At 67.6% G+C, this 17,096-nt stretch carries 15 protein-coding genes and 2 tRNA genes; 7 read left to right on the forward strand and 10 right to left on the reverse strand.

Features of this window, described 5'->3' with window-relative positions; translation table 11 throughout:
- Nucleotides 1-20: 20 nt before the first annotated feature.
- Both BST17_RS07410 and BST17_RS07415 read right to left on the reverse strand, forming a co-directional pair.
- The gene (locus BST17_RS07410; protein ID WP_083056696.1) at nucleotides 21-1,118 is read right to left on the reverse strand and encodes a cystathionine gamma-lyase; all 1,098 of its coding nucleotides are present in this window, start codon (nucleotides 1,116-1,118) and stop codon (nucleotides 21-23) included.
- A gap of 16 nt (nucleotides 1,119-1,134) precedes the next feature.
- Nucleotides 1,135-2,133 carry an NAD(P)H-dependent glycerol-3-phosphate dehydrogenase gene (locus tag BST17_RS07415; protein ID WP_083056698.1) on the reverse strand — a complete coding sequence of 333 codons (999 nt, stop codon included), beginning with the start codon at nucleotides 2,131-2,133 and terminating at the stop codon, nucleotides 1,135-1,137.
- Between the two features lie 43 nt (nucleotides 2,134-2,176).
- Here BST17_RS07415 and cofC point away from each other — a divergent pair, with 43 nt between their 5' ends.
- From cofC to mutT1, 3 genes are all read left to right on the forward strand, one after another.
- The gene (cofC, locus tag BST17_RS07420; RefSeq protein WP_083056700.1) at nucleotides 2,177-2,836 is read left to right on the forward strand and encodes a 2-phospho-L-lactate guanylyltransferase; all 660 of its coding nucleotides are present in this window, start codon (nucleotides 2,177-2,179) and stop codon (nucleotides 2,834-2,836) included.
- A gap of 44 nt (nucleotides 2,837-2,880) precedes the next feature.
- On the forward strand, nucleotides 2,881-5,046 hold the full coding sequence (locus BST17_RS07425; protein ID WP_083056702.1) for an RNA degradosome polyphosphate kinase: 2,166 nt from the start codon (nucleotides 2,881-2,883) through the stop codon (nucleotides 5,044-5,046).
- A gap of 66 nt (nucleotides 5,047-5,112) precedes the next feature.
- On the forward strand, nucleotides 5,113-6,027 hold the full coding sequence (gene mutT1, locus BST17_RS07430; protein WP_083056704.1) for an 8-oxo-(d)GTP phosphatase MutT1: 915 nt from the start codon (nucleotides 5,113-5,115) through the stop codon (nucleotides 6,025-6,027).
- A 59-nt stretch (nucleotides 6,028-6,086) separates the two neighbouring features.
- Here mutT1 and BST17_RS07435 read toward each other — a convergent pair whose 3' ends face one another.
- The 3 genes from BST17_RS07435 to leuC all read right to left on the reverse strand — a co-directional run bounded on the left by BST17_RS07435 (nucleotide 6,087) and on the right by leuC (nucleotide 9,011).
- Complete coding sequence (locus BST17_RS07435) at nucleotides 6,087-6,755, reverse strand: HU family DNA-binding protein (RefSeq protein WP_083056706.1); 669 nt, start codon at nucleotides 6,753-6,755, stop codon at nucleotides 6,087-6,089.
- Between the two features lie 204 nt (nucleotides 6,756-6,959).
- Nucleotides 6,960-7,553 carry a 3-isopropylmalate dehydratase small subunit gene (leuD, locus tag BST17_RS07440; RefSeq protein WP_083056708.1) on the reverse strand — a complete coding sequence of 198 codons (594 nt, stop codon included), beginning with the start codon at nucleotides 7,551-7,553 and terminating at the stop codon, nucleotides 6,960-6,962.
- Nucleotides 7,554-7,565: 12 nt separating this feature from the next.
- On the reverse strand, nucleotides 7,566-9,011 hold the full coding sequence (gene leuC, locus BST17_RS07445) for a 3-isopropylmalate dehydratase large subunit (RefSeq protein ID WP_109750037.1): 1,446 nt from the start codon (nucleotides 9,009-9,011) through the stop codon (nucleotides 7,566-7,568).
- A gap of 76 nt (nucleotides 9,012-9,087) precedes the next feature.
- Between leuC and BST17_RS07450 the strand changes: the two genes are divergently transcribed.
- The 3 genes from BST17_RS07450 (at nucleotide 9,088) to BST17_RS07460 (ending at nucleotide 12,391) form a co-directional block, all read left to right on the forward strand.
- Nucleotides 9,088-9,789: an IclR family transcriptional regulator gene (locus BST17_RS07450; RefSeq protein ID WP_083056712.1), complete on the forward strand. Its 702-nt coding sequence runs from the start codon at nucleotides 9,088-9,090 to the stop codon at nucleotides 9,787-9,789.
- Nucleotides 9,790-9,896: 107 nt separating this feature from the next.
- Nucleotides 9,897-11,165: a DUF1800 domain-containing protein gene (locus BST17_RS07455; protein ID WP_083057096.1), complete on the forward strand. Its 1,269-nt coding sequence runs from the start codon at nucleotides 9,897-9,899 to the stop codon at nucleotides 11,163-11,165.
- Between the two features lie 20 nt (nucleotides 11,166-11,185).
- Nucleotides 11,186-12,391 carry a DUF1501 domain-containing protein gene (locus BST17_RS07460; protein ID WP_083056714.1) on the forward strand — a complete coding sequence of 402 codons (1,206 nt, stop codon included), beginning with the start codon at nucleotides 11,186-11,188 and terminating at the stop codon, nucleotides 12,389-12,391.
- A 56-nt stretch (nucleotides 12,392-12,447) separates the two neighbouring features.
- On the opposite strand, the gene BST17_RS07465 is transcribed toward BST17_RS07460, so the two are convergent.
- The 4 genes from BST17_RS07465 to BST17_RS07480 form a co-directional block, all read right to left on the reverse strand.
- A tRNA-Glu gene (locus BST17_RS07465) sits at nucleotides 12,448-12,520 on the reverse strand.
- A 63-nt stretch (nucleotides 12,521-12,583) separates the two neighbouring features.
- Nucleotides 12,584-12,655 (reverse strand) — tRNA-Gln (locus tag BST17_RS07470).
- Between the two features lie 116 nt (nucleotides 12,656-12,771).
- Nucleotides 12,772-14,229 carry a glutamate--tRNA ligase gene (gene gltX, locus BST17_RS07475; RefSeq protein ID WP_083056716.1) on the reverse strand — a complete coding sequence of 486 codons (1,458 nt, stop codon included), beginning with the start codon at nucleotides 14,227-14,229 and terminating at the stop codon, nucleotides 12,772-12,774.
- The gene (locus BST17_RS07480) at nucleotides 14,229-15,011 is read right to left on the reverse strand and encodes a fumarylacetoacetate hydrolase family protein (RefSeq protein WP_083056718.1); all 783 of its coding nucleotides are present in this window, start codon (nucleotides 15,009-15,011) and stop codon (nucleotides 14,229-14,231) included. Before BST17_RS07480 ends, gltX begins: the two co-directional genes overlap by 1 nt.
- A gap of 118 nt (nucleotides 15,012-15,129) precedes the next feature.
- On the opposite strand from BST17_RS07480, the gene BST17_RS07485 reads away from it, so the two are divergent.
- A complete protein-coding gene (locus BST17_RS07485) occupies nucleotides 15,130-16,323 on the forward strand; it encodes an MFS transporter (RefSeq protein ID WP_083057098.1) in 1,194 nt (397 codons plus the stop codon).
- A gap of 54 nt (nucleotides 16,324-16,377) precedes the next feature.
- On the opposite strand, the gene BST17_RS07490 is transcribed toward BST17_RS07485, so the two are convergent.
- Nucleotides 16,378-16,989, reverse strand: coding sequence for a dihydrofolate reductase family protein (locus BST17_RS07490; RefSeq protein ID WP_083056720.1), 612 nt, complete (start codon nucleotides 16,987-16,989; stop codon nucleotides 16,378-16,380).
- Nucleotides 16,990-17,096 lie beyond the last annotated feature (107 nt).

Consider the following 17,096-nt stretch of genomic DNA (forward strand, 5'->3'; position numbering starts at 1 on the left):
CGCGGCCCGGCGCCGGCTGTTCAGGTGAGTGCGCGCTCGATGTCGGAGACGATGTCGTCGGTGTCCTCGATGCCCAGCGAGATGCGCGCGAACCCCTCGTCCACCGGATCCCCCCACCGGGCGCGCCGGTCCACACAGGTGTGGATGCCACCGAAACTCGTCGCCGCCACCAGCAGTGCGCTGCGCTCGATCAGCCGGTGCACGGCGGGGGCATCGGCCAACTCGACGGCGACCAGACCCCCGAATCGCCGCATCTGCTCGACGGCCAGGGCGTGGGACGGGTCGCCGGGTAGGCCCGGGTAGCGCACCGACCGCACCGCGGGGTGGTCGCGCAGCATCAGCGCGACGGCCTGGGCGTTGCGGCACTGCCGGTCGATGCGCAGTCCGGCGCTACCCAGGCTGCGCAGTGCCAGCCAGGCCTCGAACGCCCCGAGGACCGGCCCGGCCAGCAGCCGGTCGCGTTCGATCGCCGCCATCAGTTCGGGATGGCAACCCGCGACGTACCCGGCCAGCAGGTCACTGTGCCCGGACAGTGCCTTGGTGGCACTGGCGACGACCAGGTCGGCGCCCAGTGACAGCGGCTGCAGACCCAACGGTGTCGCGGCGGTGTTGTCGACGACCAGGGTGGCACCGCGACCACGGCAGATGGTGGCCAGCTGATGCAGGTCCACCACGTCCAGGGTCGGGTTGACCGGCGTCTCGGCGAAGACGACGTCGGCGTGGGCGGCCGCTTCGCACATCTGTGCCGCGCCTGCCTCGACGACCGTGACGCCGAGTGGGGCCAGGTACTCGACGGCGTACCGGCGCACCTGGTAGTACCCGTCGGCGGGCACCACCAGCGTGGTGTGCGGTCTGGACAGCACCCGCAGCACGGCGCTGATGGCGCCCATGCCGGACCCGAAGACCAGCGCCGAGGTGGCGCCCTCCAGTTCGGCCAGCGCCGACTCCAGCTGCCGCCAGGTCGGATTCGAGGACCGGCCGTAGGTGTCCAGTGGCTCGGATTCGTCACCGGAGAGGTGGTAGGCCGATGCCGGCACCGGCACCGGGGCCACCGGCGAACCCGGAACGCCGTGAATACCAACGGCGTTGACGCTGCGGGTGGAGTCACCGTATTCCATGTCCGAGTGTCCCCCGTTATTCGGGCTTATGACTGCGCCCGAGCAGCAGCATGACCGCCTGCTCCACCGACAACCCGTGATGGCAGACCTGATAGACGGCGTCGGTCAGCGGCATCTCGACGTCATAGCTGGATGCCAGCGCCAGCACCGATTGGCAGGAGGTGGCGCCCTCGGCGACGTGACCGCGGGTGGCCTGCATCGCCGACTCCATCGAACCGCCCTGCCCGAGCCGTTCCCCGAAGGTGCGGTTGCGCGACTGCGGCGATGTGCAGGTCGCCACCAGGTCGCCGACGCCGGCCAGCCCGGCCAGGGTTGCCCCTTTGGCGCCCAAGGCGATTCCCAGCCGCATGATCTCGGCGAGGCCCCGGGTGATGATGGCCGCCGAGGTGTTCTCCCCCAGTCCGGCGCCGGCGGCCATGCCGCATGCCAGTGCGATGACGTTCTTGCAGGCGCCACCGATCTCGGCGCCGACCACATCGGAGTTGGTGTAGGGACGGAAATAGGCGGTCGACAATGCGCGCTGCAACGCCACGGCCCGACCGGAGTCGGTACAGGCGACCACGGTCGCGGCGGGTTGCTCGTCGGCGACCTCCTTGGCCAGGTTCGGCCCGGTCACCACCGCCACCCGGGCGGGGTCGGCCCCGGTGACCGCGACGATCACCTGGCTCATCCGCATCAACGAGTCCAGTTCGATGCCCTTGGCGAGGCTGACCAGGGTCACGTCGTCGCCGATGAGGTGTTTCCAACCATCGAGATTGGCGCGCAGCGTCTGCGACGGCACACCGAGCAGCACCGTGCACGCTCCGTCGAGCGCCTCCGCCGGATCTCCGGTGGCCCGGATGGTGGGCGGCAGCGCCACATCACCGAGATAGTCGGGGCTGCGGTGGGTCGCATTGATGTGCTCGGCCAGTTCTGGCCGCCTGGTCCACAACCGCACTCCGTTACCCGCGTCGGCCAGCACCTTGGCCAGCGCTGTTCCCCACGCACCGGCACCCATCACCGCGGCTTCGACCACGGCTCAACCCTAGCCGTTCCTGCGAAGCTGGCAGGATGGCGGTATGAGTGTCACCAGCGTGCGGTCGCAGGTCGGCCTGCTGATCGCGGTGAAGCGACTGACCGCGGCCAAGACCAGGTTGGCTCCGGTCCTCTCGGCGCAGGCCCGCGAGCAGTTGGTGCTGGCGATGTTGACCGACACCATCGCTGCCGCCGCGGCGGTACCCGCGGTGAGTTCGGTCACGGTGGTCACACCGGATCCCGATGCCGCTGCGGCGGCCCGCGCGCTGGGCGCCCAGGCGGTGGCCGACCCCACCCCCACCGGCCATCCCGACCCGCTCAACAATGCGCTCGGCGCCGCCGAGGCGATCATCGGTGTCCCCAACATCGTTGTGCTGCAAGGTGATCTGCCGGCGCTGCGGTCATCCGAGCTCGCCGAGGCGCTGTCCTTCGCCCAGCTGCACCCGCGCACGTTCGTCGGCGACCGGCACGGCACCGGCACCGCCGCCCTGTTCGCGTTCGGCGTGCCGCTGGCCCCGCGGTTCGGACCGGATTCCACTCGGCTGCACGCTGATTCGGGTGCGGTCGAGCTGACCGGGGACTGGCCCGGGTTGCGCTGTGACATCGACACGCCCGACGACCTGACCGCCGCGCTGACGCTCGGGGTGGGTCCGGCGACCCGGCAGGTCGCCGGGCAGCTCTGCCCGACCGGCTGCGAAAGCTGACCGCAACACTGGAATGCTCGATGGGGATAGGCGATGATCGAACAATGACCGAAGCCGAGACGACGACCGCCGAGTGGACGACCACCGACACCGCCGACTCGGCGCCTGACGCCCCGCCGGCGGCGTCGGCCGCGGCCGTCGACGACGCGCTACCCGAGGACCGCTACCTCAACCGGGAACTGAGCTGGCTGGATTTCAACGCCCGGGTGCTCGCGCTGGCGGCCGACACCTCGCTGCCGCTGTTGGAGCGCGCGAAGTTCCTGGCGATCTTCTCCTCCAATCTCGACGAGTTCTACATGGTGCGCGTCGCCGGGTTGAAACGTCGCGACGAGATGGGACTCTCGGTGCGCTCGGCCGACGGGCTCTCACCACGCGAGCAGTTGCGCCGGATCGGGGAACGCACCCAGCAGATCGCCAGCCGTCATGCCCAGGTGTTCCTCGAGTCGGTCCGGCCGGCGCTCGCCGAGAAGGGCATCCTCATCGTCAGTTGGGCCGATCTGGGTGAGGACGAGCGGGCCGGACTGTCCACCTATTTCCACGAGCAGGTCTTCCCGGTGCTCACCCCGCTGGCCGTGGACCCGGCGCACCCGTTCCCGTTCGTGAGCGGTCTGAGCCTCAATCTGGCGATCACCGTCCGCCAGCCCGACGACGGCACCCAGCACTTCGCCCGAATCAAGGTGCCCGACAACGTCGACCGGTTCGTCGAGCTGCCGCGGCGCACCGACGAGGACGGCACCCCCGGTCCGGTGCGTTTCCTGCCGCTGGAGGAACTGATCGGGGCGTTCCTGTCGGTGCTGTTCCCCGGCCTGGAGATCGTGGAGCAGCACGCCTTCCGGATCACCCGCAACGCCGACTTCGAGGTCGCCGAGGATCGCGACGAGGATCTGCTGCAGGCGCTCGAGCGCGAGCTGGCCCGGCGTCGGTTCGGATCGCCGGTGCGTCTGGAAGTCGCCGACGACATGACCGAGAACATGCTCGAGCTGCTGCTGCGCGAACTCGACGTGCATCCCGGCGATGTCATCGAGGTACCGGGACTGCTGGACCTTTCGTCACTGTGGCAGATCTACGGGGTGGACCGGCCCGATCTCAAGGACCGGCCGTTCGTGCCGGCCACGCCTGCCGCGTTCGGCGAGCGCGAGACGCCCAAGAGCATCTTCTCCACGCTGCGTGACGGCGATGTGATGGTGCATCATCCCTATGATTCGTTCTCCACCACGGTGCAGCGGTTCATCGAACAGGCCGCCGCGGACCCGAACGTGCTGGCCATCAAGCAGACCCTCTACCGCACCTCCGGTGACTCGCCGATCGTCAACGCGCTCATCGACGCCGCCGAGGCCGGTAAGCAGGTCGTCGCGCTGGTCGAGATCAAGGCGCGCTTCGACGAGCAGGCCAACATCAAGTGGGCCCGCGCACTGGAGCAGGCCGGCGTGCACGTGGTCTACGGGTTGATCGGCTTGAAGACGCACTGCAAGACCGCGTTGGTCGTGCGCCGCGAGGGGTCGGCCATCCGCCGGTACTGCCACATCGGCACCGGCAACTACAACCCCAAAACAGCACGGCTGTATGAGGATGTGGGCCTGCTGACGGCCGCCCCCGACATCGGCGCCGACCTGACCGATCTGTTCAACTCCTTGACCGGATACTCCCGCAAGGTCGCCTACCGCAATCTGCTGGTGGCCCCGCACAGCGTGCGCAAGGGCATCATCGAGCGGATCGAGCAGGAGACGGCGGCGCACCAGGACAACGGCGGTGGCCGGATCCGGCTGAAGGCCAACGCGTTGGTCGACGAGCAGGTGATCGACGCGCTGTACCGGGCGTCACAGGCCGGCGTACGGGTGGAGGTCGTGGTGCGCGGAATCTGTGCGCTACGTCCGGGACAACCGGGCCTGTCCGAGAACATCGTGGTGCGTTCGATTCTCGGCCGGTTCCTGGAGCACTCGCGAATTATTCACTTCCGCGCCATCAACGAGTTCTGGATCGGCAGCGCCGACATGATGCATCGTAATCTCGATCGTCGCGTCGAAGTGATGGCACAGGTCAAGGATCCGCGGTTGACCACGCAGTTGGACGAGATGTTCGAGTCCACCATGGATCCGGCGACCCGGTGCTGGGAGCTTCAGCCCGACGGCCGTTGGACCGCGTTGCCCCTGCCCGGCCAGACCGTGCGCGACCACCAGGTCGAACTCATGGCCCGGCACCGCGCCCCGTGAGGCGCACCCGCCCCGCCGTTGCTTCGCCCAGATCGTCCCCGTCGCCGATGACGCACAGGAGTTGATGTGTCGGACACCCCGACCCGCCGGAAAGTGAAGACAGTCCACGCGGCGGGCGCGGTGTTGTGGCGGGATTATGGGGGGCACACCGAGGTTGCCGTGGTGCACCGCCCCCGTTATGACGACTGGTCACTGCCCAAGGGCAAGGTCGACCCGGGCGAGACCCATCCCGTCACAGCGGTCCGCGAGTTGAGTGAGGAGACCGGGTTCGCCGCGCGACTGGGCCGGCGACTGTCGGTGGTCACCTATCCGGTAGGTGACACGACCAAGCGCGTCGTCTACTGGGCTGCCCAGGCGATCGACGGTGAATTCAACGCGGCCGACGAAGTCGACGAACTGTTGTGGCTACCCCCCAAGGCGGCACTCAAACACCTGCAGTACGAGGCCGATCGGAAGGTGCTGCGACGTTTCGTCAAAGCCCCGCACGACACCCGGACGCTGTTGATCGTGCGGCACGGCCGGGCCGGCTCACGCTCGAAGTTCAAGGGTGACGACCGCAAGCGGCCGTTGGACAAACACGGTCGCGCCCAGGCCGAGTCCCTGGTGAGTCAACTGCTCGCCTTCGGCGCCACCGAGGTACACGCCGCACCGCGGGTGCGTTGCACGCAGACGGTCGAGCCGCTGGCCCAGGAGCTCGGCGAGACCATCCAGATCGAGCCTGCCTTCACCGAGGAGGCCTACTCCGACGACCGCAAGGCCGCCCGTCACCGGCTCCTGGAGATCGCGGGAGCCGGTGGGGTGCCGGTGATCTGCACACAGGGCGCGGTGATCCCCGACCTGATCAGCTGGTGGTGCGACCGCGGCAACGTCCGTCCGGACAAGTCCCGCAACCGCAAGGGCAGCACCTGGGTGCTGTCGACGGCTGACGGCAGGCCCGTCGCGGCCGACCACATCGGCAGTCCGCTGGCCATCCTGGACTGATACGCAAAAGCACCCCAAACCAGCCGGTTTGGGGTGCTTCTGCGGTCGTCGACCGGAATCTAGCGGCGGCCGCGCTTGGCCGGAGCGGCCTTCTTGGCGGGAGCCTTCTTGGCCGGAGCCTTCGTGGCGGTGGCCTTCTTGGCCGGAGCGGCCTTCTTGGCCGGAGCCTTCTTGGCCGGTGCAGCGGCCTTCTTGGCGGCCGGAGCCTTCTTGGCGGGCGCTGCGGTCTTCTTGGCCGCGGTCGCCTTCTTGGCCGGTGCGGCCTTCTTGACGGCGGTGGCCTTCTTGGCCGGAGCCGCCTTCTTCGCCGGAGCGGCAGCCTTCTTGGCGGCCGGAGCAGCCTTCTTCACCGCGGCACGCTTGGCCGGGGCGGCCTTCTTCGCGGCGGTGCGCTTGGCCGGAGCGGCGGCGACGCCACGCTTGACGGCCGGGCCGTCAGCCGGGAGACGCTGCGCGCCAGAGACAACCGCCTTGAACTGTGCGCCCGGGCGGAAGGCCGGAACCGACGTCGGCTTGACTTTCACCGTCTCACCGGTGCGCGGGTTACGAGCGACACGGGCAGCGCGACGACGCTGCTCGAAGACACCGAAGCCGGTGATGGTGACGCTCTCGCCCTTGTGCACGGCACGCACGATCGTGTCGACGATGTTCTCAACCGCGGCAGTAGCCTGTCGACGATCGGTGCCCAACTTGGTTGTGAGTGCGTCGATGAGCTCTGCTTTGTTCATGCAAACCCTCCGAAGTCCAGTGGTCCACTTTGGACCGACTAGAGGACACGGTAAACCTATTTGCTGCATATTTCCAAGAGCCACGCGCAGTTTCAGGCGTAGCTGAGAGATATTCAGGCAATCCGGTTGGCCCACTTAGGTAGTGGTACCGGCGTCCGAGAATGCGGTTGCCGGGCCATATTTCAGGGCCTCGGCACCGCGAATTCAGGCCGGCAGAGTCCGCGGTTTGAAGCTCGGCCGGCGCTGCTCATAAGCCGTGATTTCATCCTGTTTCCGCAGCGTAAGGCCTATATCGTCGAGTCCTTCGAGCAGCCGCCAGGCGGTGTAGTCATCAATCGTGAACGGCACCATGACCGTTCCGGCGGTGATGGTGCGATCTTGAAGATTCACAGTGATTTCCAACCCCGGATTCTGCTCGATCAGCTTCCAGAGAAGTTCGACATCATCTTGGGAGACTTGGGCCGCCAGCAGACCCGCTTTTCCGGCATTGCCGCGGAAGATATCGGCGAAGCGCGGCGAGATGACGACCCGGAATCCGTAATCCATGAGCGCCCACACGGCATGCTCACGCGAGGAACCGGTCCCGAAATCCGGGCCGGCGACCAGAACCGACCCCTTGTCGAATGGCGCCAGATTCAGGATGAAGGACGGGTCGTTGCGCCAGGCGGCGAACAGACCGTCCTCGAAACCCGTTCGGGTGACCCGCTTCAGATAGACCGCCGGGATGATCTGATCGGTATCCACGTTCGAGCGCCGCAGCGGGACCCCGATGCCGGTGTGGGTGGTGAAAGCCTGCATGTCCTGCTACTCCTAGCGGTTCGTGGAAATCGGGGCCAGGTCGGCCGGAGATGACAGCGTGCCGCGCACCGCGGTCGCGGCGGCGACCGCGGGCGAAACCAGATGGGTGCGGCCGCCCTTACCCTGCCTGCCCTCGAAATTGCGGTTCGACGTCGAGGCACAGCGCTCGCCCGGGGCCAGTGTGTCCGGATTCATACCCAGGCACATCGAGCAGCCGGCCTGGCGCCATTCGGCCCCGGCGGCGGTGAAGATCTCGCCCAGGCCTTCAGATTCGGCCTGCTCGCGCACCCGCATGGAGCCCGGGACCACCAGCATGCGCACTCCGGCGGCCAGCGTGCGGCCGTCCAGGATCTCGGCGACCACCCGGAGATCCTCGATCCGGCCGTTGGTGCAGGATCCGACGAACACCGCGTCGACTCCGATTTCCCGCATCGGCGTGCCGGCCCGAAGGTCCATATAGGTCAACGCTTTCTCGGCGGCCTGGCGCTCGTCGTCGCTGAGCATCATCTCCGGGTCGGGCACATCGGCGGACAGCGGAACACCCTGCCCGGGGTTGGTCCCCCAGGTGACGAACGGGCTCAGCGTCGACGCGTCCAGGTACACCTCGGTGTCGAATTCGGCTCCCTCGTCGGTGCGCAACTGGCTCCACGCCGCGACGGCGGCATCCCAATCTGCGCCGGTCGGGGCATGCGGACGGCCCTTGAGGAACTCGAAGGTCGTCTCATCAGGGGCCACCATGCCGGCCCGCGCGCCCGCCTCGATGCTCATGTTGCAGATCGTCATCCGGCCTTCCATCGACAAGGATTCGATGGCGCTGCCGCGGTATTCGATGACGTGCCCCTGGCCGCCTCCGGTGCCGATCTTGGCGATCACCGCCAGGATGATGTCCTTGGCACTCACGCCGGCCGGCAGCTCACCGTCGACGTTGACCGCCATCGTCTTGAACGGCTTGAGGGCCAAAGTCTGCGTTGCCATGACGTGTTCGACCTCCGAGGTGCCGATGCCCATGGCGATCGAGCCGAAGGCTCCGTGGGTGGAGGTGTGGCTGTCACCGCACACGATCGTCATGCCCGGCTGGGTCAGCCCCAGCTGCGGGCCGATGATGTGGACGATGCCCTGCTCGGCATCGCCCATCGGGTGCAGGCGGATTCCGAACTCCGCACAGTTGCGGCGCAGCGTCTCGACCTGGGTGCGGGAGACGGGATCGGCGATCGGCTTGTCGATGTCCACCGTCGGCACGTTGTGATCCTCGGTGGCGATGGTGAGATCCGGCCGACGCACCGGTCGCCCGGCCAGCCGCAGACCGTCGAAGGCCTGTGGGCTGGTGACCTCGTGGACGAGGTGCAAATCGATGTAGATCAGGTCGGGTTCTCGGGCCGCGCCTTCGCCGGCGCCGCGGGACACGATGTGGTCGTCCCACACCTTCTCGGCGAGAGTTCTGGGCCTGGGCTGGTTCATGGGCATCTCTATTCCACTCGGGCGTCCTGCCGTGACGGGCTGGCGATCTCACGATGCGGGACGCTAGTATCTCCCTGTGAGACAGGATAGCGGTATCGGCGTCCTCGACAAAGCGGTGGGCGTACTGCACACGGTGGCCGAGTCGCCCTGCGGGCTGGCCGAACTGTGCGAGCGCACCGGCCTGCCGCGCGCCACCGCGCACCGCCTTGCCGCGGGCCTCGAGGTGCACCGATTGTTGGCCCGGGACAACGAGGGCCGTTGGCGCCTCGGCCCGGCGCTGACCGAATTGGCCGGCCAGGTCAACGATCCCCTGCTGGCCGCCGGCGCCGCCGTGCTGCCGCGGTTGCGCGAGCTCACCGGCGAAAGCGTCCAGCTCTACCGCCGGGAAGGCAATTCGCGGGTCTGCGTGGCCTCGCTGGAGCCCCCGGTCGGTTTGCGTGACACCGTCCCGGTCGGTACCCGCCTGCCCATGACGGCGGGGTCGGGGGCCAAAGTGCTGCTGGCCTACAGCGATCCGGCGTCGCAGCAGGCGATCCTGCCGACCGCCAAGTTCACCGAACGCACGCTGGCCGAGGTACGCAAACGCGGGTGGGCCCAGAGCGCCGCCGAGCGCGAGCCCGGCGTCGCCAGCGTCTCAGCGCCGGTGCGCGACGGCCGCGGCGCGGTGATCGCCGCCATTTCGGTATCGGGCCCGATCGACCGGATGGGCCGCCGACCCGGCGCGCGCTGGGCCGCCGACCTGTTGGCCGCCTCCGAGGCCTTGACCCGCCGCCTCTAGCAAACTGCCGGCGCGGCCCTTATCCTCGAGACGGCCGTGCGCATCGATGCCGGCCGGAGGTGTTGATCACGGGTTCTCAATCCGCGCAATGGCAGGCCACCGCGCGAATGCTGCGCCGGTCTGGCTTCGGTGCGACCGGAACGGCGATCGACGCTGCCGTCGGCCGGGACCGCGCGGCATATCTGGACGAGGTGCTCAACCTCGACCCGGCTACCGACCCGGGCGCCCTCGCCACGCCGATGGGTTCCTTCGCAACCCCTGCGCTGCCCGCCAGCGAAGCCAGCACCGGGCCGTTCGTCAACGCCATGCTGGCCCAGATGCAGGAACTGTCCGGCTGGTGGGTCCGCCGGATGGTCGCGGTGCACCAACCGATCCACGAGAAGCTGACATTCGTCTGGCACAACCATTTCGCCACCTCGGTGGAGAAGGTGGTGGCCGCGGAGTTCATGGCGGCGCAGAACCAGACGCTGCGCACGCACGCCCTCGGCGACTTCCGTGACCTGGCCTACGCCATGCTGACCGATTCGGCGATGCTGCGTTGGCTCGACGGCCTGGGCAACACCAAGGACGCCCCCAACGAGAACCTGTCCCGCGAGTTCATGGAACTGTTCGCACTCGGGCACGACAACGGTTACACCGAACGGGACGTGCGCGAGGGCGCCCGCGCGCTGACCGGCCGCGTCGACACGCTGCGCAACGGAACCCAGCTGGTGGCAGCCGATCACGACAGCGGGACCAAGACGGTGCTGGGCGTCACGGGTCCGCTGGGCGACACCGAATTCTGCGACATCGTGCTGGCGCATCCCGCGTCGGCGCGTTTCGTGACATCCAAGCTGTGGCGGCTGCTGGCCTCGGATACCGACCCGGGTAGCGCCACCTCGGATCGACTGGTCGCGGCCTACGGACCGGATCGCGATCTGAAAGCGTTGGTCAAGGCCATCTTCATGGACCCCGATTTCATCGCCGGTGCGGGCACCGCGGTGGTGACCCCGGTCGAATGGCTGATCGGGATGCTGCGGTCGCTGTCGGTGCCGCTGGACGGTCCGCAGACCCTGACCGCCTGTGACGTGGTACTCAAGGTGATGGGCCAGCGGCCCTTCGCTCCCCCCGACGTCGACGGGTGGCCGCAGGGCCGGGTGTGGCTGTCCAACACCAGTGCCGCGGCCCGGGTATGGGCGGCAGACCAGTTCGTCCCGCTCGGCGATGTCTCGCTGGTGCAGGACGCCGCCGTCGATGATCGCATCGATGCCGCGGGGTATCTGCTCGGTATCGGTGCGTGGTCGGACACCACCGCCACGGCTCTGAAGCCGTTGGCCGGCAATCCGGTCCGCCTGGTCACCGCAGCCGTCAACACACCCGAATATCTCACGGTCTAGGCAGAGGGGAGGCACCGAGCATGCCGGACATCAATCGTCGAAAGTTCCTGTTGGCCAGCGCGGGTGCCGCCGGGCTGGCGGCGGCAGCAGGGGCGGCGGTCACCTTGCCCCAGATGTTCGACCGTGCGCAGGAACAACCGCTGCCACCCGACACGGGGATCCTGGTGATCCTCACGCTCTACGGCGGTAACGACGGTCTCAACACGGTGATCCCCTACACCGACGGCGCGTATTACGACGCGCGTCCTGATCTCGCGTTCGCGCCCAGCACGGCCCTCGATCTCGACGGTGCGGTCGGCCTGAACCCCGCCCTGACCGGGTTGGCCGCGGCGTGGCAGACCGACAACCTGGCCATCATCCGCGGCGTCGGCTATCCCAGGCAGGACCGCAGCCACTTTCGTTCCATGGACATCTGGCAGACCGCGTCGCCGGATGATCCGACCGCCACGGGGTGGATCGGGCGCTGGCTGGACACCACCGGCGACGACCCGCTGCGCGCGGTGAACATCGGTACGGTGCTCCCCCCGCTGGCGATCGGCGAAAGGCACACCGCGGCGGGGCTTTCGGCCACCATCCCGCGAATGCCGACCGACGTGTCTGCGGTCCTGGACGCGATGAGCGCACCGGATCCGATGGACACGCCCGCGATGGCGGCGGTCCGCGCCGACTACCGCGACTACCGGGTGACCGACGACACCTTCCGGACGTTCACCGACCGCCCACTGCCCCAGTCCGCCGCGACCGATCTCGGCAGGCAGCTGGCCGACGATCTTGAGCTGGTGGCCCAGTGCGTGCGAGCCGGTGTCCCGACCAAGGTTTACATGGTGTCCCTGGGCGGCTTCGACACCCACGCCAACGAACGCAATGACCAACAACGCCTGCTGACCGCACTGAACGATGCCCTGACGCCCTTCCTCAAGCAGATGCGCAACAACGCCTACGGCCGGCGGGTGGTCACGATGATCTACTCCGAGTTCGGCAGACGGGTGGCCGCCAATGCCACCCAGGGCACCGATCACGGGACCTCCGGGCCGGTTCTGGTGGTCGGCGAGCCGGTCCGCGGTGGCTTCTACGGGGAGGCCCCCAGCCTGACCGATCTACAGGACGGTGATCTGAAGACCACGACCGATTTCCGAGACGTGTATCACGAACTGCTCGACAAGACGCTGGGTACCGATCCGGAGCCGTCGGTCGGGCCCGGCCGTGGAAACATCGGATTCCTGTGACGGCCGCACACCCGAAAACAAAAGAAGTCCCAGGATTTCTCCTGGGACTTCAGCTGTACCCCCGATGGGATTCGAACCCACGCTACCGCCGTGAGAGGGCGGCGTCCTAGGCCGCTAGACGACGGGGGCTAGAACAACTTCCGGACGGTCAGCATAGCTCAGACCTCGTAGCAGACCTAATCGCCCGGACAGCTGGGGTACCAGGACTCGAACCTAGAATGGCTGAACCAGAATCAGCTGTGTTGCCAATTACACCATACCCCATTTGATGCCCATCCCTGCAGGTCAGGACATCTTTCGAACCAATCACCACGTGTGAGGGTCGCTCCGCTGTGGTTATCGGGCCGACGAGCAGACTACCAAAGATTTCGGACCACTTTTCACACCCGCCCCCTGGCGGCCGCCAACCTGGCCACACTGCGGTCGCGGCCCAGCAGTTCCATCGACTCGAACAGTGGCGGGCTGACGGTGGCCCCGGTGACCGCTACCCGCAGCGGACCGAACGCCTTCCTCGGCTTGAGCTCCAGACCGTCCAGCAGCGCCGCCTTGAGCGCCTCCTCGATGGTGGCGGTGGTCCACTCGCCCACCGCCTGCAGGGCCGTCAGCGAGGCATCCAGCACCGCGGCAGCCTCGGGCTTGAGCTCCTTGGCCGCCGACTTCTCATCGATGGCGAAGCTCGCATCGTCGAAGAACTTCAACAGATCCCAGGCATCGCCGAGGACCACGATGCGTGTCTGCACCAGTGCCGCGGCCTCGGCGAACGCGGCTTCATCCAGTCCGGTGTCGTGTCCGTGGGCCTGCAGGTAGGCACGCAACCGATCGGTGAAGTCCGCCGGCGCGAGCAGCCGGATGTGCTCGGCGTTGATCGCGTCGGCCTTCTTCTGGTCGAAGCGGGCCGGGTTGGAGTTCACGTCGACCACGTCGAAAGCGGCCACCATCTCGTCGAGGCCGAACAGATCGTGGTCGTCGGCGATACCCCATCCCAGCAGCGCCAGGTAGTTCAGCAGACCCTCGGGGATGAATCCGCGATCCCGGTGCAGGAACAGATTGGACTGCGGATCCCGTTTGGACAGCTTCTTGTTGCCGTCACCCAGAACACTTGGCAGATGCGCGAATTCGGGTATGAAATCGGTCACCCCGATCCGGATCAACGCCTGGTACAGCGCGAGCTGGCGCGGCGTGGAGGGCAGCAGGTCCTCCCCGCGCAGCACATGGGTGACCTTCATCAGGGCGTCATCGACCGGGTTGACCAACGTGTACAACGGATCCCCGGTGGCCCGGGTGATCGCAAAATCGGGAACCACTCCGGCGGCGAAGGTGGTCTCGCCGCGCACCAGGTCCGTCCAGGTCAGGTCGGTGTCGGGCATCCGCAGCCGCAGTACCGGCTTGCGGCCCTGCGCCTCGAACTCGGCGCGCTGGGCGTCGGTGAGGTCGCGGTCGTGATTGTCGTACCCCAGCTTGGGATTACGGCCCGCCGCGAGATGGCGGGCTTCCACTTCCTCAGGGGTCGAGTAGGCCGGATACACCTCGCCGGCGTCGAGCAGTTTGGCGATCACCTCGCGATAGATGTCGGAACGCTCGGACTGCCGGTAGGGACCGTACGGACCGCCGACCTCGGGGCCCTCGTCCCAATCCAGTCCGAGCCAGCGCAGCGCGTCCAGGATCGCCTCGTAGCTCTCCTGACTGTCGCGGGCGGCATCGGTGTCCTCGATGCGGAAGACGAAGGCGCCGCCGGTGTGGCGGGCGTAGGCCCAGTTGAACAGGGCGGTCCGAACCAGGCCGACATGCGGGGTGCCGGTCGGCGACGGACAGAAACGCACCCGGACAGGACTCACTATTACTTTCCCTTCCGCACAACAGGATTGGTCAAGGTACCGATGCCCTCGACGGTGATGCTGACGCTGTCACCGTCCTCGATGGGCCCGACGCCCTCGGGTGTTCCGGTCAAGATCAGATCACCGGGCAGCAGTGTCATCACCGCCGAGACCCATTCGACGATGGCGCCGACATCATGCAGCAGCAGCGCGGTGTTGCTGTCCTGGCGCACCGTCCCGTTGACCTCGGTGCGGATGTCGAGACCGCTCGGGTCGACCTCCGTTTCGATCCACGGACCCACCGGACAGAAGGTGTCGTGGCCCTTGGCCCGCATCCACTGACCGTCCTTCTGCTGCTGATCACGCGCCGAGACGTCGTTGGCGATGGTGTATCCGAGGATGTAATCGGCGGCCTTGGCCGCCGGCACGTCCTTACACGGACGCTCGATCACGATCACCAACTCGCCCTCGTGGTGCACGGGATGGGCATCGGCGGGCAGTTGGATCGCGACATTGGGTCCGATGATCGCGGTGTTGGGCTTGAGGAAGATCACCGGATCCTCCGGTGCCTCGCCGCCCATTTCGCGGGCATGGGCGGCGTAGTTCTTGCCCATGCACACCACCTTCGACGCCAGGATCGGCGCCAGCAGCCGCACATCGGCCAGTGGCCAGCTGCGACCGGTGAAGGTGGGGTTGCGCGAGAGGTACTGCTCGGCGATCTCACGGCACACCGCAGTGTTGGTGGAGTCGCCCTCGATGACCACGAAGGCGACCCCGTCTGGACTGGCAATTCGACCGAGGCGCATGCATTCAGCCTAGTGAGCGGGTCGCTGACCACGTCAGCGGGGACGCTCCGATGTGTTGACTCTCATATTTTGAGAAGTTGATTCAGCATCATGAGATGAGCGTGGCAGCATGGTCGTCATGTCCGACCCGATCAGCACCACTCGCCGCTGGTCGATGCTGGTGATCGCGTTGACCGCGACCACGTGTGCCAACGTCTTCATCAACGGCGCGGCGTTTCTCATTCCCACCCTGCACACCGAACGCGGACTCGATCTGGCCACCGCCGGCCTGCTGTCGGCGATGCCCAGCTTCGGCCTTGTGGTGACCTTGATCGCGTGGGGTTGGCTGGTCGACCGGGTCGGCGAGCGGATCGTACTGACCGTCGGCTCGGCCCTGACGGCGGCCTTCGCGTTCGGTGCGGCCTCGGTGGATTCGCTGTGGGCGGTCGGAGCATTCCTGCTGCTCGGTGGAATGGCCGCCGCGAGCAGCAATTCCGCGAGCGGCCGCGTCGTCGTCGGCTGGTTCCCGCCCGAGCAACGCGGACTGGCGATGGGGATCCGACAGACCGCGACACCGCTGGGCGTCGGCATCGGGGCACTGGTGATCCCGCGCCTGGCCGAGAGCCACGGCGTGTCGACCGCACTGTTGTTCCCCGCGCTGGCATGCGTTCTGGCGGCGGTCATCTGCGCCATCGGCGTCCTCGACCCGCCCCGCCCGCCGCGCGCCGAGGCCCCGCCGGAGCATCTGGCCAACCCGTACCGGGGATCCTCGGTGCTGGTGCGTATCCATGCCGTGTCCGTGTTGCTGGTCATCCCACAGGGTTTCGTGTGGACCTTCACCCTGGTCTGGCTGATGACCGACCGTGGGTGGTCGGCGGCCTCGGCCGGTGCGCTGGTGACCGTCGCCCAGGTGCTCGGCGCCGGCGGCCGGATCGCGGCGGGCAGGTGGTCCGATGTCATCGGCTCGCGGCTGCGCCCCATCCGCTACATCGCCGCCGCCGCGTCGGTCACGATGGCACTGCTTGCCGTGACCGACGCGCTGGGCTCACCGGTCAGTGTCGCGTTGATGGTCATCGCCTCGGTGGTGACCGTGTCGGACAACGGATTGGCGTTCACGGCCATCGCCGAGATCGCCGGCCCGTTCTGGAGTGGCCGCGCACTGGGTACGCAGAACACCAGCCAGCACCTGGCCACCGCGCTGGGCTCTCCGTTGTTCGGCGCACTCATCGGTGTGGTCGGCTATCCGCTGGCTTTTGCGGTGTGCGCGCTGTTCCCGGTCGCCGCCTATCGCCTGGTACCCGCCGACCCGGAACCGATCACACGCCCGAACTAGCGCTGTCGCAAGGACTTTTCGGCTGACGTGAGTCGGTGTCTGCCGGACCGCAGGTCAGGCCTGGGCGGTCATGTCCCCCGTCGCGGGCACCCCGTCGGCCAGGCCGTAGCGCAGATACACCGTCCCGGTCGGGCATGTCTCGGGTGGCTGCAGCAGCGTGAGATTGGACGGCACCACACCGTCGTCGAACACCTTCTTGCCGACACCGAGCATGATCGGGTGCAGCCACAGATCGATCCGGTCGAACAGCTTCTCCCGCAGCAGCGTCTGCACCAGGTTCAGGCTGCCGACCACCTTTACCTGGCTGTGCCGCTCCCGTAGCTCATGCACCGCGCCCGCCAGATCGGCGCCCAGCAGCGTGGACCCCGCCCAGGTCAGCTCGGGTGCACCCCGGGACGCCACATACTTCGGGATGCTGTTGAACAACACGCCGAATTCGTCGTCCTGGTGCGGCCAGTACGCGGCGAAGATGTCGTAGGTGCGGCGGCCGAGCAGCAGCGCATCGGTGCCCGCGTATGCCGCGTCCACCTGCGCACCGGCGATCTCGTTCATCAACGGGGCCTGCCAGCCCCCGAACGGGAACCCGATCGGGTCCTCGTCCGGGCCGCCCGGCCCCTGCCCGACCAGATCCAGCGTCGCGAACAATTCGATGTCGATGAAGCCCATGCACAGATAGACCGGCTCGACCTGTCGGACTCATCGCGGGGTCATCCCGCTTTACCGACGGTGCGTACAGGTCGAGACAGGGCGCCGAACCTCGATCTGTGTGCACC

The sequence above is a fragment of the Mycolicibacterium bacteremicum genome, from assembly GCF_002086115.1.
Lineage (GTDB): Bacteria > Actinomycetota > Actinomycetes > Mycobacteriales > Mycobacteriaceae > Mycobacterium > Mycobacterium bacteremicum.